Source organism: Kitasatospora sp. NPDC056138, assembly GCF_042264695.1.
GTDB lineage: Bacteria > Actinomycetota > Actinomycetes > Streptomycetales > Streptomycetaceae > Kitasatospora.
On the sequence record NZ_JBHJVK010000067.1, the window covers coordinates 1 to 25707 of the forward strand.

At 72.0% G+C, this 25707-nt stretch carries 22 protein-coding genes; 11 read left to right on the forward strand and 11 right to left on the reverse strand.

Annotated features, from left to right (window positions below; translation table 11 throughout):
* Positions 1-55: 55 nt before the first annotated feature.
* From ACFC1R_RS30715 to ACFC1R_RS30725, 3 genes are all read right to left on the reverse strand, one after another.
* Positions 56-1021, reverse strand: coding sequence for a D-2-hydroxyacid dehydrogenase family protein (locus tag ACFC1R_RS30715; RefSeq protein WP_375944153.1), 966 nt, complete (start codon positions 1019-1021; stop codon positions 56-58).
* Positions 1022-1182: 161 nt separating this feature from the next.
* Positions 1183-2517, reverse strand: coding sequence for a PP2C family protein-serine/threonine phosphatase (locus ACFC1R_RS30720; RefSeq protein ID WP_375944155.1), 1335 nt, complete (start codon positions 2515-2517; stop codon positions 1183-1185).
* Positions 2518-2599: 82 nt separating this feature from the next.
* Complete coding sequence (locus ACFC1R_RS30725; RefSeq protein WP_375944157.1) at positions 2600-2908, reverse strand: WhiB family transcriptional regulator; 309 nt, start codon at positions 2906-2908, stop codon at positions 2600-2602.
* Between the two features lie 540 nt (positions 2909-3448).
* Between ACFC1R_RS30725 and ACFC1R_RS30730 the strand changes: the two genes are divergently transcribed.
* From ACFC1R_RS30730 to ACFC1R_RS30740, 3 genes are all read left to right on the forward strand, one after another.
* Complete coding sequence (locus tag ACFC1R_RS30730) at positions 3449-4483, forward strand: mechanosensitive ion channel family protein (RefSeq protein ID WP_375944159.1); 1035 nt, start codon at positions 3449-3451, stop codon at positions 4481-4483.
* Positions 4484-4613: 130 nt separating this feature from the next.
* Positions 4614-4874 carry a GlsB/YeaQ/YmgE family stress response membrane protein gene (locus ACFC1R_RS30735; RefSeq protein WP_375944161.1) on the forward strand — a complete coding sequence of 87 codons (261 nt, stop codon included), beginning with the start codon at positions 4614-4616 and terminating at the stop codon, positions 4872-4874.
* A 90-nt stretch (positions 4875-4964) separates the two neighbouring features.
* Entirely contained in the window at positions 4965-5312 is a 348-nt protein-coding gene (locus ACFC1R_RS30740; RefSeq protein ID WP_375944163.1) for a PRC-barrel domain containing protein, read from the forward strand.
* 152 nt (positions 5313-5464) lie between these two features.
* Here ACFC1R_RS30740 and ACFC1R_RS30745 read toward each other — a convergent pair whose 3' ends face one another.
* Both ACFC1R_RS30745 and ACFC1R_RS30750 read right to left on the reverse strand, forming a co-directional pair.
* Complete coding sequence (locus ACFC1R_RS30745; protein WP_375944165.1) at positions 5465-5935, reverse strand: ATP-binding protein; 471 nt, start codon at positions 5933-5935, stop codon at positions 5465-5467.
* 138 nt (positions 5936-6073) lie between these two features.
* On the reverse strand, positions 6074-6469 hold the full coding sequence (locus ACFC1R_RS30750) for an STAS domain-containing protein (RefSeq protein WP_375944167.1): 396 nt from the start codon (positions 6467-6469) through the stop codon (positions 6074-6076).
* Positions 6470-6764: 295 nt separating this feature from the next.
* On the opposite strand from ACFC1R_RS30750, the gene ACFC1R_RS30755 reads away from it, so the two are divergent.
* Positions 6765-7691 (forward strand): RNA polymerase sigma factor SigF, encoded by a 927-nt coding sequence (locus ACFC1R_RS30755; protein WP_375944169.1) that lies wholly within the window; start codon positions 6765-6767, stop codon positions 7689-7691.
* Between the two features lie 85 nt (positions 7692-7776).
* Here the strand turns inward: ACFC1R_RS30755 and ACFC1R_RS30760 are convergent, their stop codons facing one another.
* Positions 7777-8412, reverse strand: a complete 636-nt coding sequence (locus ACFC1R_RS30760; RefSeq protein ID WP_375944171.1) for a MarR family winged helix-turn-helix transcriptional regulator — start codon at positions 8410-8412, stop codon at positions 7777-7779.
* Complete coding sequence (locus ACFC1R_RS30765) at positions 8409-10310, reverse strand: MFS transporter (protein WP_375944172.1); 1902 nt, start codon at positions 10308-10310, stop codon at positions 8409-8411. The genes ACFC1R_RS30760 and ACFC1R_RS30765 overlap by 4 nt, the downstream gene beginning before the upstream one ends.
* Before the next feature lie 426 nt (positions 10311-10736).
* On the opposite strand from ACFC1R_RS30765, the gene ACFC1R_RS30770 reads away from it, so the two are divergent.
* A complete protein-coding gene (locus ACFC1R_RS30770) occupies positions 10737-11444 on the forward strand; it encodes a hypothetical protein (protein ID WP_375944174.1) in 708 nt (235 codons plus the stop codon).
* A 322-nt stretch (positions 11445-11766) separates the two neighbouring features.
* Here the strand turns inward: ACFC1R_RS30770 and ACFC1R_RS30775 are convergent, their stop codons facing one another.
* A complete protein-coding gene (locus tag ACFC1R_RS30775) occupies positions 11767-12348 on the reverse strand; it encodes a TetR/AcrR family transcriptional regulator (RefSeq protein WP_375944176.1) in 582 nt (193 codons plus the stop codon).
* Between the two features lie 114 nt (positions 12349-12462).
* Here ACFC1R_RS30775 and ACFC1R_RS30780 point away from each other — a divergent pair, with 114 nt between their 5' ends.
* The 6 genes from ACFC1R_RS30780 to ACFC1R_RS30805 all read left to right on the forward strand — a co-directional run bounded on the left by ACFC1R_RS30780 (position 12463) and on the right by ACFC1R_RS30805 (position 21171).
* Positions 12463-12843, forward strand: coding sequence for a nuclear transport factor 2 family protein (locus ACFC1R_RS30780; RefSeq protein ID WP_375944178.1), 381 nt, complete (start codon positions 12463-12465; stop codon positions 12841-12843).
* A 532-nt stretch (positions 12844-13375) separates the two neighbouring features.
* A complete protein-coding gene (locus ACFC1R_RS30785) occupies positions 13376-14479 on the forward strand; it encodes a PP2C family protein-serine/threonine phosphatase (RefSeq protein ID WP_375944180.1) in 1104 nt (367 codons plus the stop codon).
* Positions 14480-14785: 306 nt separating this feature from the next.
* Positions 14786-15307, forward strand: a complete 522-nt coding sequence (locus ACFC1R_RS30790) for a PadR family transcriptional regulator (RefSeq protein ID WP_375944182.1) — start codon at positions 14786-14788, stop codon at positions 15305-15307.
* 639 nt (positions 15308-15946) lie between these two features.
* Positions 15947-17977 (forward strand): ABC transporter ATP-binding protein, encoded by a 2031-nt coding sequence (locus tag ACFC1R_RS30795; protein WP_375944184.1) that lies wholly within the window; start codon positions 15947-15949, stop codon positions 17975-17977.
* A 162-nt stretch (positions 17978-18139) separates the two neighbouring features.
* Entirely contained in the window at positions 18140-18532 is a 393-nt protein-coding gene (locus tag ACFC1R_RS30800) for a hypothetical protein (protein ID WP_375944186.1), read from the forward strand.
* The gene (locus ACFC1R_RS30805; protein ID WP_375944188.1) at positions 18529-21171 is read left to right on the forward strand and encodes a DUF6185 family protein; all 2643 of its coding nucleotides are present in this window, start codon (positions 18529-18531) and stop codon (positions 21169-21171) included. The genes ACFC1R_RS30800 and ACFC1R_RS30805 overlap by 4 nt, the downstream gene beginning before the upstream one ends.
* Before the next feature lie 67 nt (positions 21172-21238).
* On the opposite strand, the gene ACFC1R_RS30810 is transcribed toward ACFC1R_RS30805, so the two are convergent.
* The 3 genes from ACFC1R_RS30810 to ACFC1R_RS30820 form a co-directional block, all read right to left on the reverse strand.
* On the reverse strand, positions 21239-23083 hold the full coding sequence (locus ACFC1R_RS30810) for a peroxidase family protein (RefSeq protein WP_375944190.1): 1845 nt from the start codon (positions 23081-23083) through the stop codon (positions 21239-21241).
* A gap of 85 nt (positions 23084-23168) precedes the next feature.
* Positions 23169-25163, reverse strand: a complete 1995-nt coding sequence (locus ACFC1R_RS30815) for a GMC family oxidoreductase (protein ID WP_375944192.1) — start codon at positions 25161-25163, stop codon at positions 23169-23171.
* Positions 25160-25528, reverse strand: coding sequence for a hypothetical protein (locus ACFC1R_RS30820; RefSeq protein WP_375944194.1), 369 nt, complete (start codon positions 25526-25528; stop codon positions 25160-25162). Before ACFC1R_RS30820 ends, ACFC1R_RS30815 begins: the two co-directional genes overlap by 4 nt.
* Positions 25529-25707 lie beyond the last annotated feature (179 nt).

The window sequence follows — 25707 nt, forward strand, 5'->3', positions numbered from 1 at the left end:
CTTCGGCGCCGGGCCTTCGGTGCGTCCTGCGGACGGAAGCGATCGCGGGGGACGGCTACCCGTCGGCCAGGGTCCGGATCGGTGTCCCGGCGAGGAAGGCGGCGATGTCGGCCACGGCCTCGGTGAAGTACGTGCGGTAGTTGGACTGCGTCACGTAGCCGAGGTGGGGCGTGGCGAGCACGTTGGGCAGCGTGCGCAGCACGTCGTCGTCCGGCAGCGGCTCGGTCTCGAACACGTCCAGGCCCGCACCGGCGATCCGTCCCTGCGACAGCGCCGCGACCAGTGCGTTCCGGTCGACGATGGCCGCCCGCGAGGTGTTGACCAGATAGGCCGAACGCTTCATGAGGTCGAGCTCGGGTGCCGAGATCAGCCCCCTGGTCCGGTCGCCGAGCACCAGGTGGACCGAGACGAAGTCGCTGGTCGTCAGCAACTCTGGTAGCGAGGAGGCCAGTTGGACGCCGGCCTGGTCGCACCGGTCCGCGGTGAGGTTGCGGCTCCAGGCGACCACGTCCATCCCGAACGCCCGGCCGACGGCCGCCACCCTGCTGCCGATCTTGCCGAGCCCGAGCAGGCCGAGCCGGCGTCCGGACAGATCCGCGCCGATCGTGCTCTGCCAGGGGCCGCCGCTGCGCAGGGCGGCGTTCTCGGTGGTGAGGTTGCGGGCCAGACCGAGGATCAACGCCCAGGTGAGCTCGACCGGGGGCGTGGAGGAGCTCGCCGTGCCGCAGACCGTGACGCCGTGCGCCCTGGCTGCGGCGAGATCGATCGACGCGTTGCGCATGCCGCTGGTGATCAGCAGCCTCAAGCGGGGGAGCCGGGCGAACAGGGCGGCGGGGAAGGGCGTCCGCTCCCGCATGACGACCACGATCTCGCAGTCGCCGATGGCGGCCACCAGCTCGTCCTGGCTCCGGAAGTGCTGCTGATGACTCGTCACCTCGACCGCCTCCGCGATCGGGGACCAGTCCGCCGTGGTCAACGCCACGCCCTGGTAGTCGTCGAGCACCGCGCAGCGGATCGTCATCGCACTCCTCCGGCCCCGGCTCCGCGCCGACGGCCCCTCACCCGGACAACCGCCCGTCATCGTAACGGTTCGTCAGTCCGGGTGACGGATCGGGTTGCCGGCGCGGGGGCCGTGCGGCCGGTGGCCGTGACCACGGCCGAGGCGAGCAGCCGCCGGGCGGGTCAAGGTGTGGGATCGCCCGACGGCGGTGCCGGTGCGGGCCGGGAGTCGGTCCGTTCGGTGGCGGGGTGCCACTCTGCCAGGAGGATGGTGGCGTCGTCGGTCAGCCGGTCGTTCTGGTGCTCCAGAATGGCCCGGATGAGGCGGCGGAGCGCTTCCGGCGCCGCCTCGCCCGCGGCGGTGGCCCGGACGACCGTGTCGATCAGACGCGGCTCGCCGAACAGCTCGCCGAGACGGGAACGGGCTTCGGTGACACCGTCGGTGTGGATGAGGATCCGGTCGCCGGGCTCCAGCTGGATGCGGTGGATGGTGCTGGGCGGATGCTGGTAGTCCGGCCCGAGGCCCAGCGGGAGCCGCGCGGTACGGCTCAGGGCACCGGGGACGACGCGGTGGTGGCGGATCAGCAGGGGCGGTGGGTGGCCGCAGTTCACCCAGGTGAGTTCGCCGCGGGCCACGTCGAGATCGGCGAAGACGCCGGTGAGCAGCCGGTCGGGGATCCACTGGTCGAGGGCCGAGTCGATGGCGGCGGTGATGTCCGCGAGGTCGCCGCCCGACCGACGGGTGGCGCGGCAGCACGACAGCGCCAGGGCCGAGCACAGACCGGAGGCGACGTCGTGGCCCATGGCGTCGACGACGGCCAGACGCAGGCTGTCGTCGGTCAGGCTGTGGTCGAAGGCGTCCCCGCCGATCTCGTACGCCGGTTCCAGGACCGCGCTGCACGTCACGTCACGGGTGCCGAGGGTGCGCGGCGGCATGAACGCCCAGGCCAGCTCGGCCTGCAGGCTCATCCGACGGGTGCGCACGGCCTGCAGGATGACGTCACTGAAGGCGGCCTTGGCCGTCACGACCAGGGCGACCAGCGACGCGAGCGCCCGGCAGCGCTCCACGGTGGCCGCGTCCAGCACCGGCGCGGTGACCCGTAGGACGCCGATCCGCTCGACCCCGTCCACCAGCGGCAGCCACAGCACCAGCTCCGGTCCGGGGCTCAGCCGCATCGACTCGGTGCGGTAGGCCCAGCCCGCGAGGGTCCCTTCGACCGCGAGCGCCGCACCGGCCCCGTCTCCACCGCCGTCGCCACTGCGGCGGCCGTCGCTGCGGCCATTGCTGCGACCGTCGCCGCCGACGGCACTCGCGGCGGCGCCCGGCAGGGGAACGAGGTGGGACTGCTGCACGTCCGCCAGGAACACCGTCGCGTCCGTGAGGCCCATGGCCGAGCCGATCCGTCCGACCAGATCCGGCAGCTCGCCCGGAGCGCTCTTGTGGGACCGCTCCAGCAACTCCCCGAGCAACCGGCCGAAACCCGCGTCGTCCACTCTGCCGAAACCCGTGTCGTCCACAGCTACCACCATCGGCCGCGCGTCGCCCGGCCGCCAGCCCGGCCCGGCCGGCCGGACGCCGGGCCGGACGTCCGCCGGACGCTCAGGCGGCGGTCCTGTGGCGGGTGGTCCGCGAGTGCCGCCGGGAGCGCAGGGCGCGACGTTCCTCCACGGTGAGCCCGCCCCAGACGCCGTAGGGCTCGCGCGCCTCGAGCGCGTACTGCAGGCAGGCGGCGCGGACGGGACAGCGCGCACAGACCGTCTTGGCGGCCGCGTCCCGATCGTCGTGGGCGGGGCCGCGTTCGCCGGGCGGATGGAAGAAGAGGCCGGTGTCCGCGCTGCGGCAGGCCGCGTGGAACTGCCACTCCCAGCGGTGTTCGAAGGGACCGGGCAGACGGGATATGTCGGTCACGGAATCTCCTTGTCAGGGGCTGGTTCGGGGGCTGGTTCGGGGGCCCGGGCGCCGCGTGCACCGGGTCGGCCGACGGAACGGCGCGCTGCGGACCACGGTGCGCGGGACCCGGCCTCTGCACCTGCGCGCCATCGGCCACGCGGCGGTGGCTCGGCACGCTCACCCGGACTCCCGGGCGGACGTTCCGGGCAGCCGGCGTGCGTCTGCGGAGAGCCTCCCGACGGCGCACCAGCCGTCCGAAGAGCGGCCGTTCGGTGCCCCGGCTACCCCCGTCGGTCGAAGCTATGCGGATCTCCACCGGTCTTCTGCGGCCGACGGCCGGGGGCCGCGAGGGGGCGGGCCGGGCGCAGGTGGGAGCCGCGCACACCGGCGGTACGGACGGCCGTCACACGGCAGCCAGGTGGCCCCGACAACAGCGGGGCCACCGGGCTGTCGGACCCGCAACGTGCGGGGTAACGGCGCGCGGCCGGGGTAGACGGGCGCCGATTGAGCGGCCTGGCCGACCGGGCCGACCCGGACGGCCCGATCGGGAGGAGATACATGTCCCTGTGGAACCTGCTGACGCCGGTCGCGCTGGTCGGGGCGGTGGTCCTGGCAACCGCGGCCGCCGACCGTGCGGTGCTGCTGGTCGGCCGTCGGACCGCCGGGCGGCTGCCCGACCTGGCGATGAGGCGCATGCTGCGGAGCTGCCGGGTGCCGACGCTGCTGACCCTCGGATCGTTGCTGCTGCTGGTCGCGGAACCGGGGGCGGGCCTCCCGCCGCCGGCCCGGGAGCCGGTCCGGCACGGCCTGCTGCTGCTCGTCCTCGCCTCCGGCGGCTGGCTGCTCACCAGGGTCGTGACGCTGCTGATCGACACCTCGCTGGCCCGGTACGCGACCGAACGCCGGGATCCGGCCAGGATCCGCCGGGTCAGGACCCAGACCGTGATGCTGCGACGGCTGGCGGGTGCCGGAATCGCGGTCGTGACGCTGGCGGCCGCCCTGACGACCTTTCCCGCGGTCCGCTCGGTCGGTGCCAGCCTGCTGGCCTCGGCGGGCGTGGTCGGTCTGGTCGTGGGTGTCGCCGCGCAGAGCACGCTCGCCAACCTGTTCGCCGGGATCCAGGTGGCCTTCGGCGATGTCGTACGGCTCGGCGACGACGTGGTGGTGGCGGGCGACTGGGGCACGGTCGAGGAGATCACCCTGACCTACGTGGTGATCGCGACCTGGGACCAGCGGCGGATCGTGATGCCGGTGTCGTACTTCGTCGGCAAGCCCTTCGAGAACTGGTCCCGCCGGGATCCCGCGATCACCGGTACGGCGCTGCTGCACCTCGACCACCGTACGCCGATGGACGAGCTGCGAGCCGAGTTCGAGCGGCTGTTGAAGCAGTGCCCGCTGTGGGACGGGGTCGGCAGCGCGCTGCAACTCGTGGACACCACGCCCAGCACCATCGTGGTCCGTGCGCTGATGACGGCCCGCAACGCCTCGGACGCCTTCGAGCTGCGCTGCTGGATCCGGGAGCAGCTGATCGCGTACCTGCGGGAGCACGCTCCGGAGTCGCTGCCCAGGATCATTGTCGGCCAACAGCATTGAAACCCGGGAGAACTGACATTCCGTCAGATCCGCTCGCCGGCTCGGGCATGAAGTCGGGTTCCGGGGGCAGACGCCGGTAGCCCCGGGAGACCTTCCGGGCCTTCGTCGAGGATGAGGAGAGGGAGGAAGCATGGCGATCCTCTGGGCCCTTGTGGCCGGTCTGGTCGTGGGTCTGCTCGCCAAACTCGTTCTGCCGGGCCGCCAGCCCGTGCCGCTCTGGCTCACCGTCCTGCTCGGACTGATGGGCGCGCTGGTCGGCAATGCCCTGGCCTCCGCCTTCGGGGTCCGGCACACCGACGGCATCGACTGGATCAGGCATCTGCTCCAGGTGGGCGTCGCGGCCGTCCTGATCTCCGCCGTCACGCCCGCCTACCTCGGCCGCCGTCGTTGATCCCGGAGCACCCCTGTCCCCGCGAACCGACGGACCAGTGAACCGACGTCCCAGCGAACCGACGTCCCAGCGAACCGAGGAAAGGGTGCCATGAGCCGGAGCATCTGGACGCACGGCGAGAACAGCGGATACGAGCACGGCCAGGACCTGGTCGGCTATGCGGTGGAGGCCGTGGACGGTCGCATCGGCCACGTGGACCGGCACTCACCAGAGGTCGGCGCGGCCCACCTGGTGGTCGACACCGGTGCGTGGATCTTCGGCAAGCGGGTGCTGCTGCCCGCCGGCACCGTCGTGCGGATCGACCACCCGGAGAGGATCGTGCACGTCGACCGGTCGAAGGAGGAGATCAAGGCCGCGCCGGAGTACCGCAGTGGGGAGGACGCACTGGATCCCGGTTACTTCCAGCTGCTCGGCGGGTACTACGGGCCGATCCTCTGACCGCCGCCCGACCGTTCACCTGACTGCTCGCCTCGCCCGGGCCGGCCGCGATCTGCGGCCGGCCCGGGCGTCCGTCGTACGGCGTCCGGTGAGCGACGAGCGGGTCCTGCGTTCGCCGGACGGGCTCGGAGCGCCCCCCCTGGTCCTCGCCCTCAGGTGCGGGGGAGGTCGATCTCGGCCCACACGGCCTTGCCGGGGTGATCGGTGCGAGGGGTGTGGCCCCAGCGGCTGGCCAGCAGCGCGACGGTGTGCAGGCCGTGGCCGCCCGGGCGGCCCGGCGTGTGGGGCAGCCGGAGGTGCGGAGCGGTGGCCGCGCCGTCGTACACCTCGACCCGCAGCGTCCGGTCGGTCGCGTGCAGGACGAGCTGGTCCGCGCCTCCCGTGTGCTGGCAGGCGTTGGTGACCAGTTCGGAGACGACGAGCAGGACGTCCTCCGCGCGGGCCTCCTGGTCCGGGTCCTCGGTGGGCAGCCAGCCCCAGTCGTGCAGGGCCTGGCGGGTGTGGTCGCGGCAGCGGCCGACCGTGCCGACGACGCCGGTGAGGATCAGCTGACGACGCTGCCCCGACTCGGGCAGGCCGGACAGCACGGGCCGATCGGTGGTCCGAGAATCACTCGCGCTCATCTGTCCTCACTCTGACGGCTGGTGGACTGGCGGCGAGCCGACCGCCGCAGGCTCGTCTTCCCGCTACGCCCGGGCGAACACGTGCTGCGGGCCGGTCCGCCCGCCGTTGTCCGCTGCCGGAGCCCAGGAGCGTAGGGGTCATCCGGCGACCGCACTGTCGACGTCGGGGCGGATGTCGAACACCGCGTCGGTGCCGGTGAGCTCCAGCACTCTGGCGAATCTTGGCTGGACGTCGGCCAGGACCAGGGAGACCCGGGCCGCCTCCGCCTGGAGCCGTGTGACAAGCAGCACGTTCAGTCCGGTGGAGTCGCAGAACGAGAGGCCCCGGCAGTCCACCACGACGCGGTCGTCGGCGCGCCCGACCGCCTCGGCCAGGCGCTCCTTGAGCAGCGTGGCGCTGTCGTGATCCAGTTCTCCGGAGGGTGAGACGACGACCACACCGGCCTCGGTCCGGATTCCGGCCGTGAGCCGTGCCGGTTCGGGGCCGGTCGTCGGCGGGTTTGCCCCAGCTCCCTCGGGGACGCTGCTGTGCATGGTGCTCCTGTCTGTCGGGCGACGGTCCGGACCCGGGCCACCGGCGATCCGTGCGGGACGCTCGGCACCCCGCTACGACTTTATGGCGACGGATCCTCGGTGGGTAGGGACCCGTTCCCGCAGGGCCGGACGGGCCCGGCGGCCGGGCGAAACGGGCTCCGCCGGCGCCGAGCCGGTGAGGCCTGGTGGAGAATATGTGAACCTTCAGCGTCTTTGCGACTGCTCTGCGCTGGTCGGGGCACCCGAGTCGGTGCCGTGTCCGACCCGCGCGGTTTGTCGCCAGAGGAGAGAGAGCATGCCGGCCACCGTTTCCAGCCCCTCGCCCGCTGTCCGCTGCCCCGACGCCTCTTCGGCGGAGCCCGGAGCGGCGTCCGCGATCACCGGATCGGACGACCTCGCCGCCCTGGCGGCCGAGCTCGGAATCGAGACGGACGACCTGGCGCAGGTCTGCCCGACCGACGCCCGCGAACTGTCCAAGGTCCTCTTCGCCCGGCTGCGCGCGGCGGACGAGGGTACCGCCGAGTACTCGTACGTCCGCGGCACCCTGATCGAGCTGAACATGGCGCTCGTCAAGTTCGCGGCCGGCCGCTTCGGGCACCGCGCGGAACCGACCGAGGACATCGTCCAGGTCGGCACGATCGGCCTGATCAGGGCCATCGACCGGTTCGATCCGTCGTACCAGGTCGAGTTCTCGACCTTCGCGCTGCCGACCATCACCGGCGAGATCAAGCGCTTCTTCCGGGACACCGGCTGGATGGTGCACGTCCCCCGCCGGCTGCAGGAGCTGCGGCTGACCCTCGCCAAGACCGCCGACACGCTGGAACAGTCGCTGGACCGCGCACCGACCTCGGCCGAACTCGCCGAGCACCTCGACCTGAGCGAAGCCGAGGTCAACGAGGGGCTGACCGCCTCCCGCGCCCAGACGGCCCGCTCGCTGGACGCCCCGGCCGGCCCCGACGACCCCGCCGAGACCAGTCCTTCGCTGGCCGACCGGCTGGCGGTCGACGAACCGGCCTTCGACACCCTCCTCGACCTGCAGACGCTCAAACCGCTGATCGCCGACCTGCCCGAGCGTGACCGCAGGATCCTCTCCCTGCGCTTCGGCGGCGAGCTCACCCAGGCCGAGATCGGCCGCGAACTCGGCCTCTCCCAGATGCACATCTCCCGCCTGCTCAATCGCACGCTCACCGACCTGCGCAAGGCCCTGCTCGCCGAGCACTGAGCCGGAACCGGACGTGACCCGGAACCGAACGGCCCGGCCCCCCGACGGTCGCGTCCGGTTCGGCGTTCAGCGTCCGGTTCGGCGTTCAGCGTCCAGTGCCGGTGTCGTCACCGGTGTCACTGCCGGCGGTGGTCCCCGTGCCGGTGGGTTCGGGCTCGTCGAGGAGCAGTTCGAGCAACGGGACGGCCGCCTCCAGCTCCCGGCACTGCCGAGGGGTGAGCCGGCCGCTGCGGTGCGCCAGCAGCGCGGACCGTTCGCGGCGGATCCGGGTGATCGCGTCCAGGCCCGCCGCGGTGAGTTCCAGCAGCTGGGACCGCCCGTCCAAGGGGTCGGGCGTCTTGGCGACCAGTCCGGCGGCCGTCAGCGGGCCGACCGTGCGGATCATGGACGGGACGGCGACACGTTCGCGCGCGGCGAGCTCGCCCAGCCGCAGCGGGCCGTACTGCTCGACCCGGGCCAGCGCGGAGAGCTGGGCGAACGTGAGGTCCTTCCCGCTGGCGGCCTGCGCCATCTGCCGGTTGAGCCGGGCGATCACCAGGCGGAGCCGGACCACGGCGTCCTCGGAGAGGGTGCCGCCGCCCCCGGCCGGCGTCTCGGCCGACGTCCCGGCTGTGGTCTCGGGCCCGGCCGGGTGGCCGGGTTCGGGCACGGCGCCGGTCCGTGCCTCGGGCGTGGTGGCCGCGGGGACGCTGGCGGGCGGCGTGCTGCTGGGGTCGGTCATGATCCGCCGGACTGTCCTCGGTCGGGTCGGCAGGGCTGCACAGGCGGTGTGTCCTGCGCCTCTGCGGCAGCCTGCGTCACGGTGGTGGCCTGCGTCACGGCGGTTCCCCGTGCCGCGGCGGCTCCCCGTGCCGCGGTGGTGGCCTGGGCCACGGTGGCGGGAGCCGTCGGCGGACGCGGACCGCTGCCGGGCTTGCGCCCGCGCAGCAGCGATGCGGCCGCGGCCACCAGGGACATGCCGATCGCCAGCCAGAACACCACGACCAGTCCGTCGTGGAAGGGCCCGGAGATCAGCTCCGGGAAGAACTCGCGTCCGGTGAGCGTCCTGGCGTTGGCGGCCGGGAGCTGGGCGAGCGTTTGCGGGCCCAGGAGCTGCTGGATCGGGTTGTAGCCGAGGAAGGCGGCGAAGAGGGTGCCCACCGGCGGCAGCGACGCGATGGCGTGCGCGTCGGCCGCCGGCACGCCCTGCGCGGTGAGTCCGGAGCTCAGGGTGTGCGGCAGCGATCCGGCCAGCCCGGCCACCATCAGGGAGAAGAAGACCCCGATCGAGAGCACCATGCCGGCGTTCTGGAAGGTGGCGCGCATACCGGAGGCGGCGCCGCGTGCCTCGGCGGGCACGCTCGACATGATCAGCGAGGTGTTGGGCGCGGCGAACAGTCCGCCGCCCAGGCCGTTGAGGAACACCAGGACCGCGAACCACGGGTAGCCGAAGTCGGTCGGCAGCACCAGCAGTCCGGCGAAGGAGGCGGCCATGACCAGCAGCCCGCCGGAGGCGAACAGGTGGGCCCCGGCCCGGTCCGAGAGGTAGCCGGAGATCGGCCCGGCGGCGAGGAAGCCGACGGTCAGCGGCACCAGGTAGATACCGGCCCACAGCGGGGTGTCGGCGTAGTCGTAGCCGTGCAGTGGCAGCCAGATGCCCTGGAGCCAGATGATCAGCATGAACTGGAGGCCGCCCCGGGCGATCGAGCCCAGCAGGGTGGCGGCGTTGCCCCCGGTGAAGACCGGGTCACGGAAGAGCGCGAGCGGGAACATCGGCTCGGCGGCCCGTGCCTCGATCAGGCAGAACGCGATCAGGACCGCCACGCCGCCGATCAGTCCGGCCAGCACCCAGGGGTTGGTCCAGCCCATGGTGTGGCCGCCGTACGGCTGGATGCCGTAGGTGATCGCGGCCAGCAGCGCGGTCAGGCCGAACGCGAAGGTGACATTGCCCCACCAGTCGATCCGGGCCGGGCGGCGGATGCCGGTGTCGCGCAGGGACCGGTAGGCCCAGATGGTGCCGAGGATCCCGATCGGCACGTTGACCCAGAAGATCGACCGCCAGTTCCACTCGGCCAGCAGCCCGCCCAGCACCAGGCCGATGAACGAGCCGGCGATGCCGGCGACGATGTTCACACCCAGGGCCGTTCCGCGCCGGTCGGCCGGGAACGCGTCGGTGATGATCGCTGCCGAGTTCGCCATGAGCATCGATCCGCCGACCGCCTGGACCACCCGCCAGCCGATCAGCCAGAGGGCGCCGGTGCCGCCGTGCAGCGGGTCCAGCGAGAGGGCCACCGAGGTGACGGTGAAGATCAGGAAACCGGCGTTGTAGATCCGCACCCGGCCGTAGATGTCGCCGAGCCGTCCGAGGGTGACCACCAGCACGGCGGTGACCAGCATGTAGCCCATCAGCATCCACAGCAGGTAGCTGACGTTGCCGGGGCGGAGCGGGTCCAGGCCGATGCCGTTGAAGATGGCGGGGAGCGAGATCAGCACGATCGACGCGTTGATGGTGGCGATCAGCGTGCCGAGCGTGGTGTTGGAGAGTGCGACCCACTTGTAGTGCGGATGATCCGGTCCTGCGCTCCACCACGAGCGTCCCGTGCGTCCGGCTCTGTCCCCGAGCGCGTCCTTGGTCGTCACCGCCGCCTCCCGATGCGTGGCCGGTGTTCCGGTGCCCTCGTCCGGAGTGCTTTAGATAGCTCTCGTCAGCTAACGATAGTCCGATCATCGGGTTGGCAGTAGGTGTATTGGGGGTGCGGAAGGAGCTGCGGGTGGCGCTGCCCGCGCTGCCCGCGCGGTCGCGGCTGCTCGACGGGCCCGGGGTGGGGGAGAGCAGGGCCGTCCGGTCGGGTGCCCGCCGGAGCCAACCGGGCGACCGGGGTGCCTGGAGCGGTCAACGTTCGCTCCGGTGCGCGTACTTGGCTTGAAATGAGCGTTCCCCGGCGGTGGTGGCGGCGCGGCGACTCTGCCACGATCTCAGCTGAGACGAATGAGCGGAGTGATCATTTTCATATCCGCTGACCGAGTGAGCCCACGGCATTGCGAGAGCAGATCTGGAGGCAGGACTTGAGGACCATACGGAACCACGTCGCGCGGTTGGTGACGGTGATGGCAGTGCTGCTCGGCGGGATGGCCGTCGCGGCGGCCCAGGCCCAGGCGGCTCCGCAGCCGCTCTTCGGCAACCTCGCCATCTGCGGGAACTCCCCGATACCCAGCGGCTACGTCGTCACCAACGAGCAGAGCTCGAACTCCTGCGGCGGCTACCTGGAGTACCAGCTCACCCAGGTGACGACCCAGACCAGCCTCTCGGTCTGCGGCAACTCCCCGCTGCCGAACGGCTGGGTCATCACCGACGCCCACTCGTACAACACCTGCGGCGGCTACCTCCAGTACTTCCTCGCGAAGGTGACGACCCAGACCAGCCTGATGGTCTGCGGCAACTCCCCGCTGCCGAGCGGCTGGGTCATCACCGACGAGCACCCGTACAACACCTGCGGCGGCAAGCTCCAGTACTTCCTCGCCAAGGTGACGACCCAGACCAGCCTGATGGTCTGCGGCAACTCCCCGATCCCCGACGGCTGGGTCGTCGTCAACGAGCAGCCCTACAACACCTGCGGCGGCTACCAGCAGTACTCCCTCGCGAAGGTGACGACCCAGACCAGCCTGATGGTCTGCGGCAACTCTCCCATTCCGGCGGGCTGGGTCGTCGTCAGCCAGCGGCCCTACAACACCTGCGGCGGCTACCAGCAGTACTCCATCCAGAAGGTGGCCTGACCGCCTGCGGTCTCCCGCGGGGGAGAGGTCACGATCCTGTGGTGAGACGCAACGTCATGTCTCCTGTGAAACAGTGTTGTTGTCGAATCGTCAGCTGATTCCTTGGCTCGGACGCGGACGTCTGGACGGTGCGTGTCGACCGATGACCGGTCTCGGCGAAGTCCGGCGGGGCTCAGTGGAGTTCGACCGCCGGATTCAGTGGGTGTCGCCCCCGGGTCTTCGGATGATGAGGCCCGGGGGCGACGGGGTTCATGGACGTCTCAGTGCCGGTGCGCGGCCCGGTGCGGCCGGACGGCTTCGCGTGGTGGATGCCGGCGGACGGTCAGCATTGCGGTCGGGAGGGGGCGCTGAACAGGTCGGCCACCAGGGCGCGGGCGTAGGTTTCGTCGGTGTCCGGCACGGAGAAGACGACGCGGAAGTAGAGCGGGGCGACGATCCGGTCGAGCAGCCGCTCGGGTGGGGGCGGCCTTTCGCCCCGGCCGCGGGAGGCTTCGAGGACCACGTCGAGGCCGGCGGTGGCGCGTTGCAGGCATTCCCTCAGTCCGCTGCGGCGCTCGTCGATGTCGGGGGAGACCTCTGCCCGGAAGAACGCGATACCGCCGGGCCTGGTCAGATCGTCCAGTGTCCGGATCGCGTAGGCCTCCAGGTCGGTTCGGAGGTCGCCGCTGGAGGAGGGCGGGGCGTCCGTCCCGCGTAGGGCTGCGACCTCGGCCAGCAGGGCCTGCAGGGTGCCCCAGCGCCGGTAGATGGTGGTGGGGTTGACCCCGGCGCGCTCGGCCACCGCGGGGATCGTCAGCTGGGCCGCGTCGAGCTCGCCGGCCAGGTCGGTGAGGGCCTGGTGGACCGCCGCCTGGACGCGGGCGCTGCGGCCGCCGGGACGCTTGGCGGGGGGTTCGGCATTCATGCGTCCCAGGTTAACGCAGAGAGGATTGCTTTAGTGTCGGAGCGGCGCTAGTCTCACTAAAGCAAATTGGGCTGCTTTAGCAGGATTATCGCCGTCATTCCAAAGGGGACTGCCATGGCCACCACTGCCCGCGACCTCGGTCAGCGCTTCCACGCCGCACTCATCACCGGCGACTGGCCGGCCATCCGGTCCATGCTCCACGACGACGCCAGCTGGACCCTGCCGGGCGACAACACCATCAGCGGCACCGTCGTCGGCGCGGACGCCGTGGTCGACCGCGCCCGGAAGATCGCTTCCTACGGCCTGTCCTTCGAGCTGCTGCACGTCCTGGTCAGCCGCGAGAACATGGCCCTGTCCCTGCACAACACCGCCCAGCGCCCGGACGCGATCCTGGACGAGTACCTGACCACCGTCTGCCGTCTGCGCGACGGCAGGATCGCCGACATCGAGACCTACCTGTCCGACGTCCCCGGCATGAACGCCTTCTTCGTCTGACGGGAACCCGGATTCCGGACAACTCCTGCCGGGCGCCGGGCCACGGCCCTCGACCGATCTCACGGTCCCCCGCCGGATTCCCGCGCCGGTCGTGGCCGGTACGCCGGAGCAGCGGGTGCCGCGGCCCGTCTCGCGGAGCGCCGAGCGGTCGAACTCCGTTGGGAACGAACGGGATTCGTCGAGACGGGTCACCGTTCGAGCTGAGCGGGAAGCATCTTGTCCGACTGTGTGTGGCATGCCGCGTACGGCGTAATGGTCGGGGCGGGCTGTTCGGCCGCGTCAGGCTGTGGGTCTTGATCACGGCCGTCTCGGGAGCCCGTGTGCACAGGTCGCGTGAGCCGATCTTCGAAGAGGTCGGCCGGGGTCCGGCGGCGGGCCGGCAGGACGCCCGGTCGGTCGACCGTGCCGGCTCCGGCCGCCCAGAGCCGCGGACACCCCGGGCGGCGCCGCTCCGCCGGGATCCGCAGTGAGGTGGCCCGGCCGGGGCAGGGCCGGCCGCCGTGCGGCCCGGTTGAGCGCCGCCGGTCTGGAGATGCCCGCTCCGCCGGCCTGGATGCGCTGGCTGCCGGTCGCCTACGTCGCGGCAGTCCTGGCGCTCGAACCCGTGACTCCGGTGGAGTGGCCGGTGAGCTTCCTGCTCATCGCCCTGCCCGTGGTCACCGCCTACACCTTCGGACCTGTCGGCGTCATCGCTGCCACGGTCTTCGCCATCGGGCTCGAGGGAGTCCTGGCCGGCACCGTGTGCTGTGCGGGTCGCCCCGCGCACGTCCTGTGGGAGCGTCACTACGTCGGGGCCTACGTCTCCACCGCGCTGGTCGGCGTCCTCGGGACGGCCCTGGCCTTCCACCGCAAGCGCCAGGAGGCCCACCTCGTCAACGTCAACTCGGTTGCCGAGGCGCTGATGCGGACCCTGCTGCGGCCGGTGCCGCAGCGGGTCGGCCGGCTGCTGGCAGCCGGTCTCTACCGCCCCGCCGTGGTGGGCAGCATGGTCGGCGGCGACCTCTTCGACATCTGCGACACCGAGGGCCGCGAACGCGCGATCGTCGGCGATGTCCGGGGCAAGGGCCTGCAGGCCGTGCGCACCGTCGCCGACATCCTCGGCAGCTTCCGCCAGGTCGCCCACGAAACCGGTGACCTGGCGCAGATCGCCGACAGCATGGAACGCCGAATGGCCCGTGAGGCCGAAGCGCTCCTCGACAGCGAGCTGTTCGTCACCGCGGTCCTGATCGAGCACGACCACCAGGCCCAGCAGGTCACGATCATTAACCACGGTCACATCGAGCCCGTCCTGATCTCCGGCGGCGAGGTCGACGCCCTCATCGGACCGCCGGCCCTCCCACTCGGTCTCGGCGCCCTGGACTCCGAACCCCCGGTCGCCTACACCCACCGGCTCGCCCCCGGCGACGTCCTGCTGCTCTGCACCGACGGACTGATCGAGGCCCGTGACCCGGCCGGGGAGTTCTACCCACTGCTGGACCGGCTGCGCCACCGGTTCGCCGGCCGGCCGGCCCCGACACCCGGCGACGTCATCGACTTCCTCGACACCGACCTGCCCCGCCACGCCCGGGTCCTCAGCGACGACGTCGCCATCCTCGCGATCACCCCGGACGCCGGCGAGCCGCGCTCGCAGCCGTGATCCCTTTTTTGGCCCGGACCCGCCCGTGCGGGCCGGAGTGCGCCGCGTCCTCGTCCCGGTCCGTTCCGTAGCGGATCGACGGGGTGGCCCAAGTCGGCTACTGCCGGGCGTACTTGGACCGGTGGCCGAGCGGTTCGGCGATCCCGTCGACCCTCGGTTCGCCGAGGGGTTCGCCAGCGGTGCGCGGAGCTCATCGGCCCGGGGCGCGGAGCTCGACGGGTGGAGGCGGTTGTGCGCCGTGCTGGGGCCGAACGGCAGCTCGGTACGATCTGGGGGTTCACACGGGCGACGGATTCGGGAGGCAGAGTGTCGCTGCGCTTCGCCGTGCTGGGGTTGCTCTCGATCCGCCCGGCGAGCGGCTACGAACTCGCCAGGCACATCGAGACGACGCTGCCGCAGGTCTGGTACGCGCGCAACAACCAGCTCTACGCGGAGCTGGCCAAACTCGCGGACGACGGATTCGCCGAGATCGTCGAGGAGGGGCCGCGCGGACGGCGCGTCTACGCGGCCACCGAGGTCGGCCGGGCCGAGCTCTGGCGCTGGCTGGTCGAAGCGGAACCGGACCGGAAGCAGCGCAGCGAGGTCGCGCTGCGCGACTTCCTCCTGCCGGAACTCCGCAAGGACGACGCGCTGCGGGTGTTGGAGCGCGAGACGCGCCACCTCGCGGCGGAGTTGGGCGAAACCGAGGAACTGCTGCGTCGGATGGCCGAACTCGCGTCGCCCGACGACGTCCGGGTCCTGGCCACGGAGCACCGCAGGCTGCTGACCGAGGCCAGGCTGGAGTGGTCGCGGCTGGCGGCGCGACGGATCGCGGCCCGCCAGGACTGACGGTCCGCCAGGGCTGCCGGTGCGGTACCGGACGCCGGTACCGGACACCGGCGCCGGCCGCAGGGGCGGTGACCTGCTCGGCTCCGGCCCTGCGCCGGGATGCACGCCCGGGGGCGTCGAGAAGGTTGCCGAAGCCCGGGTGGGCGCGGCGCAGGCGAGCACGGCCGGCTCCGTCCCCGGCAGGCCGGTTCCGTCCCCGGTGGGTCGCTCTACCCTTGGCCGGCCGACTCCGCCTTCGGCCGGTCGGCCAAGTGTCTGCGGCCATCCGGCCGGAGCCCCCGGCTGGTTGCCGGGACGACGCCCAGGCCCGATCGCCCACCGGCGTTCGGTGACCACCGGGACATCCGGACCGACGATTCTGCGCCTCGCGTCTTGGCGGCCGCTCGGGGCGCCCCGCCGTCTCCCGGCCGGCCGCTCCCGCCGCCTCCCGGTCGCCCCGTCTGTGACGTTTCATCAACTTCCTTGCAGGCGCTGGTTCATACCGAAGTCCGCCCGGCAGCAGGTGCTCGACCTGGGATGACCGAGGTGGTGGGGCTGCGGCGGGGCCGTGCAGGAGATGGAGGCTTGCCACGCGCGCTCGAAGGCTCATAATTAACATGTCATTTTTGACATGTCGACGAGTGGAGCCCCATGCGACGCATGCCTTTCGAAGACGGAGCGTCGAGCGTCCCGGACAGTGGTCTGACCGGTTCGCCCGACCTCCCCGACGAACTGCCGGGCGAGGAGCGGCGCCCGAGCCGGACCGAGCGCCTGTCCCGGTGGTGGCGTACGGCGGGCGCCGTCGTCAGGACGCTGCCGCAGGTGCTGCGCCTGGCCTGGCAGGCCGGACCCTGGCTGACCGTCGGGATGGCGGCGGCCACGGTGGTCGGGGGTGCCCTCCCGGCGGCGGTCGCCTATCTGACCAAGCTGCTGCTGGACACCGTGGTCGAGGCGATCCGGCTGCATGCCCAGGGCGCCCCCGACCACGTCGTGCTGAGCCTGCCGTTCCTGACGACCCGCACCACCAGTGCGGGCAAGCTGGTCGGGCTGGCCGCCGTGCAGTTGCTCGTCTCCGTGGTCGGCACGGCGTTCGCCTCGCTGAGCCAGACCTGCCGTCAGCTGCTGCAGGAGCGCCTGTCACAGATCCTGCAGTACCGGATCATGGATCACGCCAGCCGGCTCGACCAGGTGTTCTTCGAGGGCTCCGCCTCCTACGACCTGTTGCGTCAGGCGCAGGAGGAGGCGCCCACCCGCCCGATGTTCCTGATCTCCGGGGTCTTCGACCTGCTCCAGGCCCTCGGGACCTTCGCGGGCATGATCGGCCTGCTGGCGCGGATGAACCCGTGGCTGGCACTGATCGCGCTGCTGGCCCCCGTCCCCGCGTTCGTCTCCCAGGCCAGGTACAGCGGGCGCGGCTTCCTGGTCGCCCTGTGGGGAGCGCCGGTCAAGCGCCGGATGCACTACCTGTCGACGCTGGTCACCACCGACACCCATGCCAAGGAGGTGAAGACCTTCGGGCTGGGCGGCTACTTCGTGGAGCGCTTCCGCCTGCTCGGTCTGGCCTGGTACGGGCGGCTGCGCAAGGTCATGGTCAGGCGCCAGCTGATGGCCGCCGGGTGGGGCTCGCTCACCGCCCTGACCGGCTCGCTGACCTACCTGTACACGGCCCTGCAGGCGGTGGCCGGACACCTCACCCTCGGCGACCTGACCCTCTACACCCAGGCTGCCGGTTCGGTCCAGGGCTCGGTCCAGGGCATGTTCAACAACTTCTCGGAGATGTACGAGAACAGCCTCTACCTGACCCGGGTGTACGAGCTGCTGGCCGTGCCCGCGACGATCCGGCGCCCGGCGAACCCCGTCCCGCTGCCCCGCCCGCTGCGCGGCGAGATCGTGTTCGAGCACGTCTCCTTCGCCTACCCTGGTTCGGCTGCGCCCGCGCTGGACGACGTCAGCTTCCGGATCGAGCCCGGCCGGACCGTCGCCGTGGTCGGTCGCAACGGTGCGGGCAAGTCGACCCTGCTCAAACTGCTGTGCCGGCTCTACGAGCCGACCGCCGGCCGCATCCTGGTGGACGGGATCGACATCAGGGAGGTGGATCCGGACGAACTCCGTTCCCGGATGGGCGCGATGTTCCAGGACTTCGTGACCTACCAGGCCACGGTGGCCGAGAACATCGGGCTCGGCGACCTCGACCACCTGGAGGACCTGCCGAGGATCGAGGAGTCCGCCCGGCAGGCCGGGGCCGCCGAGGTCATCGGCAGGCTCCCAGGGAAGTTCGGCACGCCGCTCGGCCGCTGGTTCGACGAGGGCGTGAACCTCTCCGGCGGCGAGTGGCAGAAGATCGCCCTGAGCCGCGCGTTCATGCGCGACGCCGCGATCCTGCTGCTCGACGAGCCGACCTCGGCGCTGGACGCCGAAGCCGAGTACGACCTGTTCGAGCGCCTGCACCGACTCGCCAGGGGGCGGACCACGCTGTACATCTCGCACCGGTTCTCCACCGTCCGCCAGGCCGACCGGATTCTGCTCCTGGACCACGGCCGGCTGGCCGAGGAGGGTTCCCACGAGGAGCTGATGGGCCGTGCGGGAGACTACGCCGAGCTGTTCTCCCTACAGGCGGCGGCATATCTGGACGACGGTGCCGACGGACGGCCCGGCGATCGGGTCGCGACGCCGGCGGCCGACCGGGGCTGACCGCGCGGATCCGGGTGAACGGCTGATCTTTCCGGGGGACGGGCCGGTTGCCCTATGTCTGTCCTTGCAGGCGTATACCAACCCATTTAGCGTTCCGAATGCCATGCAGCCGTGACAGTGAGGAGCGGGTCGATGGGAAACGGGTCGATGGGAAACGGGTCGATGGGAATCGGTACGGCCGATCCCGGGCAGGCACTCCCGCGGTTCGAGGAAGTCGAAGGGCTGGGTCCGCAGGATCACAAGTTCGTCGACGATCTTGTTGCCGTACTGGAGAAGCACGGAAATCTCGACCGGTTCGGCCTGTGCCTGCTGCACCACCACTTCGCCGTCGCCGCCGACGAGATCCTGGTCGAGACCCACGACGTGGCGGCGCGCACACTGCACGTCCAGGTGGCGAAGGCGGCCACGACCGAGCACACCAGGCCCTCGCAGTGGCGGTTCGTCAGGACCGCCGGGGGCGACGACGGCGAAGCGGCCGTCGGCCACGCCTACCAGGTGATCCTGCAGTGCAGTCCGGTCAGCGGGTGCCCGGGAAGCGGGAACAGCCGGCCTTGAAGGCCTCCCGCGCAACGAGCACGCCGCTGCCCTCGGGCACCCCGGCCGAGGGCAGCGGCACGAGGCGGGAGGCCCGGGCGGTGACGCGCCGGTGGAGGTGGTGCACCGCCCTGCTGCTGGCCGGTCTGGCCTGGTGGGCCCTGTGGCCCGGCCGGGCCGAGGCGGCGGCAGCCGCCGGCTGCCACGCGGAGCAGCTGGCCACGGCCAGGACCGAAGCCGTACTGCGACTCGTCAACCACGCCCAGACCGTGATCGAGGGCCAGGGGGACATGACGGTCCAGGTGCCCACCAGCTGGGCGTACGCCAACGACCTGATGCTGAGCGAGAGTTCCGACGCCTACCGGCTCGCGATGCGCTGCCTGCTGCGGGAGGAGCAGGGGAGTCCCCGGCTCCAGGACCTGCGGTTCGAGGAGTGGCGCCTGCACCGGCCGCAGGTGACCGCGGTGGACTCCTGGGTCAAGGTCCGGTACCGGACGGTCTTCTGGTTCAACCAGCGCGGCACCTTCACCGTGGGGCCGTGGGCGGTCGACATGCGCGCCGAGCGGTGGAAGCTGTCCCTCACCCCGCCGACAGCGCTCGCGGGCGCCCGCTGGGACCGGGTCCAGATCGGCCTGGGCGGCCTGGCCGCCTTCGAGGTCACCCCCACACCCTCGGCCGTCGACAGCGACGACCTGGTGTGGTCGGGGCTCGGACAGCCCGGGGGGCCGAACACCGCCGTGACCGTGCAGCTGGTGCCTCCGTGGCAGCGCGCCCTGGCGACGGCGAACACCAGCAGCGAGGGGTGGCGCGTCGTCAACGCGGCCGGGCAGACCACCTGGTGGGTGGGTACCTCGGCGGTGATCGTGGTGGCCGCCCTCCGCGCCCGCCGCCAGCCAGCCGGCGCCGTGGCCAGCGCGCTGGAGCGGAGCAGCAGCGGGGCCCTGCTGCGCTGGGGCCTGCTCAACGCCGTCATCGGCCTGATGATCCTGCTGCTCTACCGGCTGATCCCGGACGCGGCCAGGGCGGTGGACCTACCGGGCCCGTGGGGCTACGAGCAGCGCTGGCAGGTCCTGATCGGCGTGCTGGCCGGCTGGGCCCTCGCGATCTCGGCCCGGCCGAGGGCGTCGGTGCTGCTCGCGGTCTCGCTGGCGGCGGTGGCCGGGTCGCTGGTGGCCGTGCTGCCCGGCCTGTTCGGGCTTCCCGCGCAGCTCGTCCCCCGGCAGCCCCCGCCCGCCTCCGGCATCGCCGCTCTGGTGGTGCTGACCACGGCGGTGCTGTGGCTGTGGCTGACCGGGCTGGTGCTCTGGCTCCGGCTGTTCGCAGAGGACGGCGGCCTGCTCCGGGAACCGGCGAACCCCCTGCGACTGCGCGGGACCGGGGCGGGACTGGCCGCCCTCACCGTCCTGCTGCTCGGCTGGGCGCTCTGGGCCCGCGAGGGCTACTGGCAGCGGATCAGCTGGCTGACGGACCGCACCGCACCGGCGTACGGCTCGCTGCACCTGCTCGTGCTGAGCCGGGAGGCGGTGTCGCTGGCCGCCAGCGTCCCGTCGTGGTGCTACTCCCACACCTGGGTCCTGACGGGTGTCGCGGTCGTCGCCCTGCTGCGGGCCAGGGACACCGGGCTGCAGGTGCCCTACGCGAACCCCGCCGAGCTGGACCGCCTCCTGCTGGCCGTGTTCTTCGCCGTCGTGGTGGCCTGGCGCGAGGGCTCGTACGCGGGCAGCCAGGTGCTGGCCAGTCTCTGGCTGGTGCTGGACATCGCCGCGCTGTACGGCCTGCTGGCGGTGGGGCAGCGGTGGGCGGTCCTGAGCCAGCACCTGGAGGGCTGCGCCGCCGCTCCGACGCTGGGCGAGGCGATCACCGAGTCGGGCCACCGGGACCTCATCGACCGGGCCCGCCGCTACCGGGAGCTGATCATCGCGCTGCGCGGCCTGGACCAGGGGCACGGCGAGGGCGCCCTCAACAGGCACGCGGTGGAGAAGGAACTGAACCGGCTGCACCGCTGGCGGCCGGTGGCGCAGGGCGCCGTGGCACGGCCGTGGCTGCCCAGCCAGGTCACGGTCCTGGACATCGCCCTGAGCTGGGGTCCGCACGCAAGGTGGTGGTACAACGCCCGCCGGGCCGCCCTGCTGGCGACCGCGGTGGGCGTTCCCGGCAGCTTCGTCATGGTCTGGTCGGCCTACGCGCCGCAGGAGCAGTGGATGCTCGCCCTCCAGTCCGCCTTCGGAGCACCCGAGATGGTGTGGAAGTTCGTTTCCTGGGAGCTCGTCTGGGCCGGCGCGGGTCTGGTCCTGGGAGCGCTCTGGCGCCTGCTGCCCGGGCGCCGCGGCCCGGCGCGCGCCCTGTGGCTGGTGGCCGCCTACACCATGCTGATCGCCCTGGACATCATGGGCAACCTCATCACCGACCAGACGCTCGGCGCCGTGGCGCTGGCCGCCACCCTGATGCTCCTGGTGCTGACCCTCACCAGCCTCGCCATGGACGCGGACACCTTCCGCGCCGAACGGCGCTTCTGGCCCAGCCGGTTCCAGCTGCTGCTCTCGATCTACCAACTGCGCGGCCTCTCGGTGCAGATCGCGTACGTGATGGCGCAGCTCGCCGCGGTGGTGTCGATCTGGAAGTTCCTGGCCGGCCCCGACTTCCGCTCGATGAAGCCGTAGCGCCGTCGCCGCCCGCCCGGTCGGGACACCGGGCGGGCGGGGCGGAGCACGCGGACCGGGGCCCGGTTCAGGCCCTGGTGCTCTGCCAGGGGGTGAACGCGTTGGTCACCGAGGACATCGCCGGGCGCAGGTCCGGGAAGTGCCGCAGCAGCACGGAGGCCATGGTGTTGTTCTCGATCCAGTCCAGTCCGGTGCGGGTGTAGACCTGGAGGCTGTAGTCCTTGGTGAGGAACCGGTCGCTGTTCAGCCGGCGCGAGGCCATCAGGATGAAGATGCGGAAGGCGGTGTCGCTGAAGGCGAACCCCTCGGGCCGGCGCTCGGCGAACATCCCGACCATCAGGTCCACCCGCTCGATGTCGCCCTCGTAGATCCGGCTCAGCTCCCGGGCCCAGGTGCGGTCCGGGGTCAGCGACTCGAAGTCCGCGGCGGGTTTGAGGTGGAGCAGCCGCCGGAACTCGTTGTACCTGGGCACGCCCAGTTCGCGGATGCGCAGGATGTCGATGGCGCCCAGGTCGACGACCTTCCCGTCGGGTCGCTCGAACCGCTGGAGGAACTCGGGGTAGTTGTGCAGTGTCACCAGCCCCGGATGGGCGGTGCCGAACGAGTAGAAGAGGTCGGTCAGCGAGTGCTTCGCCAGCAGCTCGTAGGCGTGCGGGCCGGACAGCTCGGGGAACTTCGCCTCCTGCAGCAGAGTGTCGTCGGCGGCGGAGCGGAAGCTCCAGTCGTCGCGGATCAGCGGGTGCATCCGGTAGACCGCGGTGAACTCCTCGGTGAGCGCGTACGGGACGCCGAAGTGGTCCGTCGCGCCGCCGACGATGCCGCTGAGCACCTCGCTGCGGCTGAGCCGGCCCAGCAGCCGGCTCAGCCGCTCGCCGAGGACGCCGTACCAGTTGGCCCGCAGCGCGACGACCGTGGTCGGGTGGCTGATGACCGCCGGGGTCCACTCGACCGTGTGGATCTTCGCGATGAGCGCGGCGTTGATCAACCGGGCCCGCTGGAAGAGCTGTTCGTCCGTCCACTGCGGGTACTCGTCGTGCAGCCGGTCGCAGATGGCGTTGTGCTCCAGGATGAACAGCCGGTGCATCATGGCCAGACCGAGCCAGAAGCCCGGCGTGTTCGCCGGATCCTGCTCCGGGTCGCCGGTGGACATCGCGCCGTTGCGGGGCTCCCGCAGCCTGCCGCCCTCGCCGGCCCGCAGCTGCCGCTGCTCCTGCGGGCCGGCGCCGTAGATCTGGGACGCGTCCCACCAGTGCGTCTTCTCGTTGATGAAGGTGGGCGGCAGGCCGTCGCCCGGCTGCCTGGTCGGGTCGGGGATCGTCCGCGGCACCAGCATCGGGCGGGTCGGCCAGGGGTCGTCGTCGACCAGCTCGATCCGCCAGGGATCGGCCATGACGCCCTGTCCGTGGCTGAACCAGTCGCGGATCATGAACTGCAGCCAGGCGGAGACCAGCGAGTTGACCGTGGTGGCCGGGACGAACTCGTGCCGGGTCAGCAGTGCGCGGCTCACCTCGCGGGGGCTCGGCGAGAGGATCTCCGGTTCGGTCTCGGGGTAGGTCCGGTCCGGCGGGACGTTGCGGCCGAAGCGCGAGTTGGCCATGCCCATCCGGGCACTGCCGAGGTCGTTGTAGGTGCCGTCGGCCGAGCGCTCGGTGGTGTCGCGGGCCTGCCGCGGCTCGACCGGCGGCAGGTTCACCGCCGGGAAGGACGTGGTGTCGAAGAGGTTCTTGCGGCGCAGCAGGTTCCGCAGGCCCAGCAGGATCGCCAGGCCGAGCGGTGTGGGCAGCCTGTCCCAGCCGACCTTGTGGTCGACGGCCAGCGCCAGCCGCTCGTACGCCCGCATGAACGCGGGCGCCTGCTGGGAGGTCGATCCGGTCGGCGGCCGACTGTTTCGGGGGGTGGGCTGGTCGGCCATGACGGCCTCCTCGTGTCGGGTGTGCGGGTGGTCCGGGTGCGGGTCGGTGGCGCGGCCCGGTCGGCGGCGCCCGGCGGGGCCGGTGTCAGCCGGTACGGGCGGCCGCTGCCGGGCGGCGGCGGTTCGCGCGGACGGCGCGTCCGGTCCCGGCCGCCTCGCTGAGCAGCACGGCGCTCGCCTTCTCGGCGACCATGTAGACGGCCGTGACGATGAAGAATCCGGGGATCCGGGGGAAGACCGAGGCGTCGACGACCCGCAGGCCCTTTGTGCCGATCACCCGGAACCGGCTGTCGACCACGGCCAGCGGATCGTGCACGGCTCCGATCCGGGCGGTACCGCAGGCGTGGTGCCCCCAGGCCCGGTCCCGGACGAACTCGCGCAGCTCCTCGGGGGTCCGCACGTTCTCCCCCGGCAGCACCTCGTGCCTGACCACCGCTCCGGCCCGCCGCATCAGCTCGCGGGCCAGCCCGATGCCGTGCACCACCGCGTCGAGGTCCTCGCCGCGGCTGTCGGTGCCCTCCTCGAAGTACCGGAACGAGATCAGCGGCGTGTCACGCGGGTCCGCGCTGCGCAGACCCACCCGGCCACCGGTGTTGCGGGTGTGGGCCTTGAGCACCGCCCAGGTGAAGTAGCGCCTGTTGCGGAACAGTTGGTCCGAGTAGCCGGGGTAGTAGCCCTGGAAGTAGGCGGGCAGGCCGAAGAGGAACAGGTCGGGTGACTCCAGCTCCGGCTGTGACCTGGCCGTCACCGCGAGCACCGCCCCGTTCGAGGTGTACACCCCGCGGCCGCTCTCCCACTCGGTCAGGCAGCGGTCCGGCGGGGTTCCCGGTGCCCGGGGCGCGAAGGTGCAGTCCTCGATGAGGGTGAACGCCTCGTCCAGCTCCGAGACGACGCCGACCTCGTAGCGGTCCTGCAGGTTCGAGCCGACTCCGGGCAGGTCGAGGAGGACCGGCAGGCCGTGCCGCCGGAGTTCCGCGCCGGGCCCGATCCCGGAGAGCATCAGCAGCTGCGGCGTGTTGAAGGCGCCCCCCGACAGCACGACCTCGCGGCGGACCCGGACCCGGCGCAGCGGTGGCAGGGGATCGGCACCGGCACGCGGATCGGCGCGGTACGCGTGCGGTGCCGCCGCGTACTCGACCCCCACCGCGGCCAGGGCCTCGTCGAGGAGCACCCGGGTGACCAGCGTGCCGGTGCGCACGGTGAGCCGGTCCGGATGCCGCCGCCGCACGTCCCGGATCCGGTCGCGGACACTGACGCGGTGTCCGCCGGACGTGGCCAGCGGCACCAGCCACAGTCCACCGGGGGCGCCGCCCGCCACCCGCCGGTCGTTGGGGTCGAAGTAGGTGTCCAGGCCCTCGAACGCCGTGAGCGGGCGCCCCAGCGTGGCGGTCAGCGCGGACTCCGCGGCGGCGGCGACGACCTTGAGCAGCCGGTGGTCGCGCAGGACCAGACGGGGATCGGGGAGGGAAGTGGTCAGCCAGCCGTCGAAGCCGTGGCCGCCGCGGTTGACGAACCCGGCGGAGATCACGGGCAGGCGTTCCAGGACGGCGGAGAGCAGGCGGCTCCGCGGCAGGAACCGCGGCCGGTCGACGTAGGTGCAGCGCTCCAGCCGCCGGAACCAGCGCTCCATCCGCCGGGCGGCCCAGGAGGGGTCGCCGGTCAGGGCGGCGATGTGCTCCCAGTCCGCCGGGTGCGGGCGGACGGTGATCATCGCGTTGTGCGCGGTGCACCCGCCGAGGGTGCCGGCCCGGGGGTACCAGACCCCGTGGTGTCCGGGAACGTACTTGTCGTCGCGCCGCTGCCGGTCCTCGTCGTCCCAGTGCCGGACGTAGAAGTCCCACCGCAGATCCGGGTTCTCGGTCGCGTGGGCGTGGAAGGCCGGGACGGCGTAGTCCGCGCCCTCGTTCTCGCCGCCGGCCTCGAACAGCAGCACGCGGTACCCGGCTTCGGCCAGGTTCGCCGCCAACGGCCCGCCGCCCGCGCCCGATCCGACGACGACGTAGTCGAACTCCTCCTCCGCGTCGGGCGAGTCGGGAGCGGCCGAGGCGGACGGTCCGGGGGGCCGTCGCGCCGCGTTCACCGCGACGGCTCGCGAGCGAGGAAGGTCAGTGCGACGTTGACCGACGAGATGGCCGTGGCGATCGCGGCCGCCCGGGGCGGCAGGTCGCCGTTCCTCCCCGCCCGGGCGGCCGCGATCACGTCGCTCGCGTGGATCAGCGTCCCCAGGCGCAGCGAACGGTTCAGTGCCGCGCCGTCCTTGACGAACAGGAGCTCGGCGCCCAGCAGCACGGTGCGCACCCCGAACAGCGGAAGCGTGTAACTCGCGCCGCTGTCACGGCCGGTGGCGATGCCGAGTCGCTGCGCCAGGGTGTGCGGGGCCAGCAGTGCCACGGCCCCGTTGACGAGCCGGATGCCGGCGAGGCTGTATCGGGCGATCTCGTGCATGTCCACCACGTTCCCGGTCGGACGAAGGTTCGGAAGGCGCTCTCGGACGCGCTCCCGGTGGCTCTCTGGCCGCGCTCCCGACGGGTTCGTGGCCCACGGCGGGTTCCGAGCCCGTGGTGGGTCGGGGCCTGCGGTGGGTTCCGGGCCCGCGGTGGGGCGGTGCGGAATTCCGGTGAACC

Excerpts from the sequence above, each read along its gene's own strand:
- ACFC1R_RS30755 (WP_375944169.1), top strand. The coding sequence starts at position 6,765 with ATGCCGGCCACCGTTTCCAGCCCCTCGCCCGCTGTCCGCTGCCCCGAC.
- ACFC1R_RS30820 (WP_375944194.1), bottom strand. The coding sequence starts at position 25,528 with ATGCACGAGATCGCCCGATACAGCCTCGCCGGCATCCGGCTCGTCAAC.
- ACFC1R_RS30745 (WP_375944165.1), bottom strand. The coding sequence starts at position 5,935 with ATGAGCGCGAGTGATTCTCGGACCACCGATCGGCCCGTGCTGTCCGGC.
- ACFC1R_RS30715 (WP_375944153.1), bottom strand. The coding sequence starts at position 1,021 with ATGACGATCCGCTGCGCGGTGCTCGACGACTACCAGGGCGTGGCGTTG.
- ACFC1R_RS30795 (WP_375944184.1), top strand. The coding sequence starts at position 15,947 with ATGCCTTTCGAAGACGGAGCGTCGAGCGTCCCGGACAGTGGTCTGACC.
- ACFC1R_RS30750 (WP_375944167.1), bottom strand. The coding sequence starts at position 6,469 with ATGCACAGCAGCGTCCCCGAGGGAGCTGGGGCAAACCCGCCGACGACC.
- ACFC1R_RS30760 (WP_375944171.1), bottom strand. The coding sequence starts at position 8,412 with ATGACCGACCCCAGCAGCACGCCGCCCGCCAGCGTCCCCGCGGCCACC.
- ACFC1R_RS30730 (WP_375944159.1), top strand. The coding sequence starts at position 3,449 with ATGTCCCTGTGGAACCTGCTGACGCCGGTCGCGCTGGTCGGGGCGGTG.
- ACFC1R_RS30740 (WP_375944163.1), top strand. The coding sequence starts at position 4,965 with ATGAGCCGGAGCATCTGGACGCACGGCGAGAACAGCGGATACGAGCAC.
- ACFC1R_RS30735 (WP_375944161.1), top strand. The coding sequence starts at position 4,614 with ATGGCGATCCTCTGGGCCCTTGTGGCCGGTCTGGTCGTGGGTCTGCTC.
- ACFC1R_RS30800 (WP_375944186.1), top strand. The coding sequence starts at position 18,140 with ATGGGAATCGGTACGGCCGATCCCGGGCAGGCACTCCCGCGGTTCGAG.
- ACFC1R_RS30785 (WP_375944180.1), top strand. The coding sequence starts at position 13,376 with ATGCCCGCTCCGCCGGCCTGGATGCGCTGGCTGCCGGTCGCCTACGTC.
- ACFC1R_RS30810 (WP_375944190.1), bottom strand. The coding sequence starts at position 23,083 with ATGGCCGACCAGCCCACCCCCCGAAACAGTCGGCCGCCGACCGGATCG.
- ACFC1R_RS30775 (WP_375944176.1), bottom strand. The coding sequence starts at position 12,348 with ATGAATGCCGAACCCCCCGCCAAGCGTCCCGGCGGCCGCAGCGCCCGC.
- ACFC1R_RS30780 (WP_375944178.1), top strand. The coding sequence starts at position 12,463 with ATGGCCACCACTGCCCGCGACCTCGGTCAGCGCTTCCACGCCGCACTC.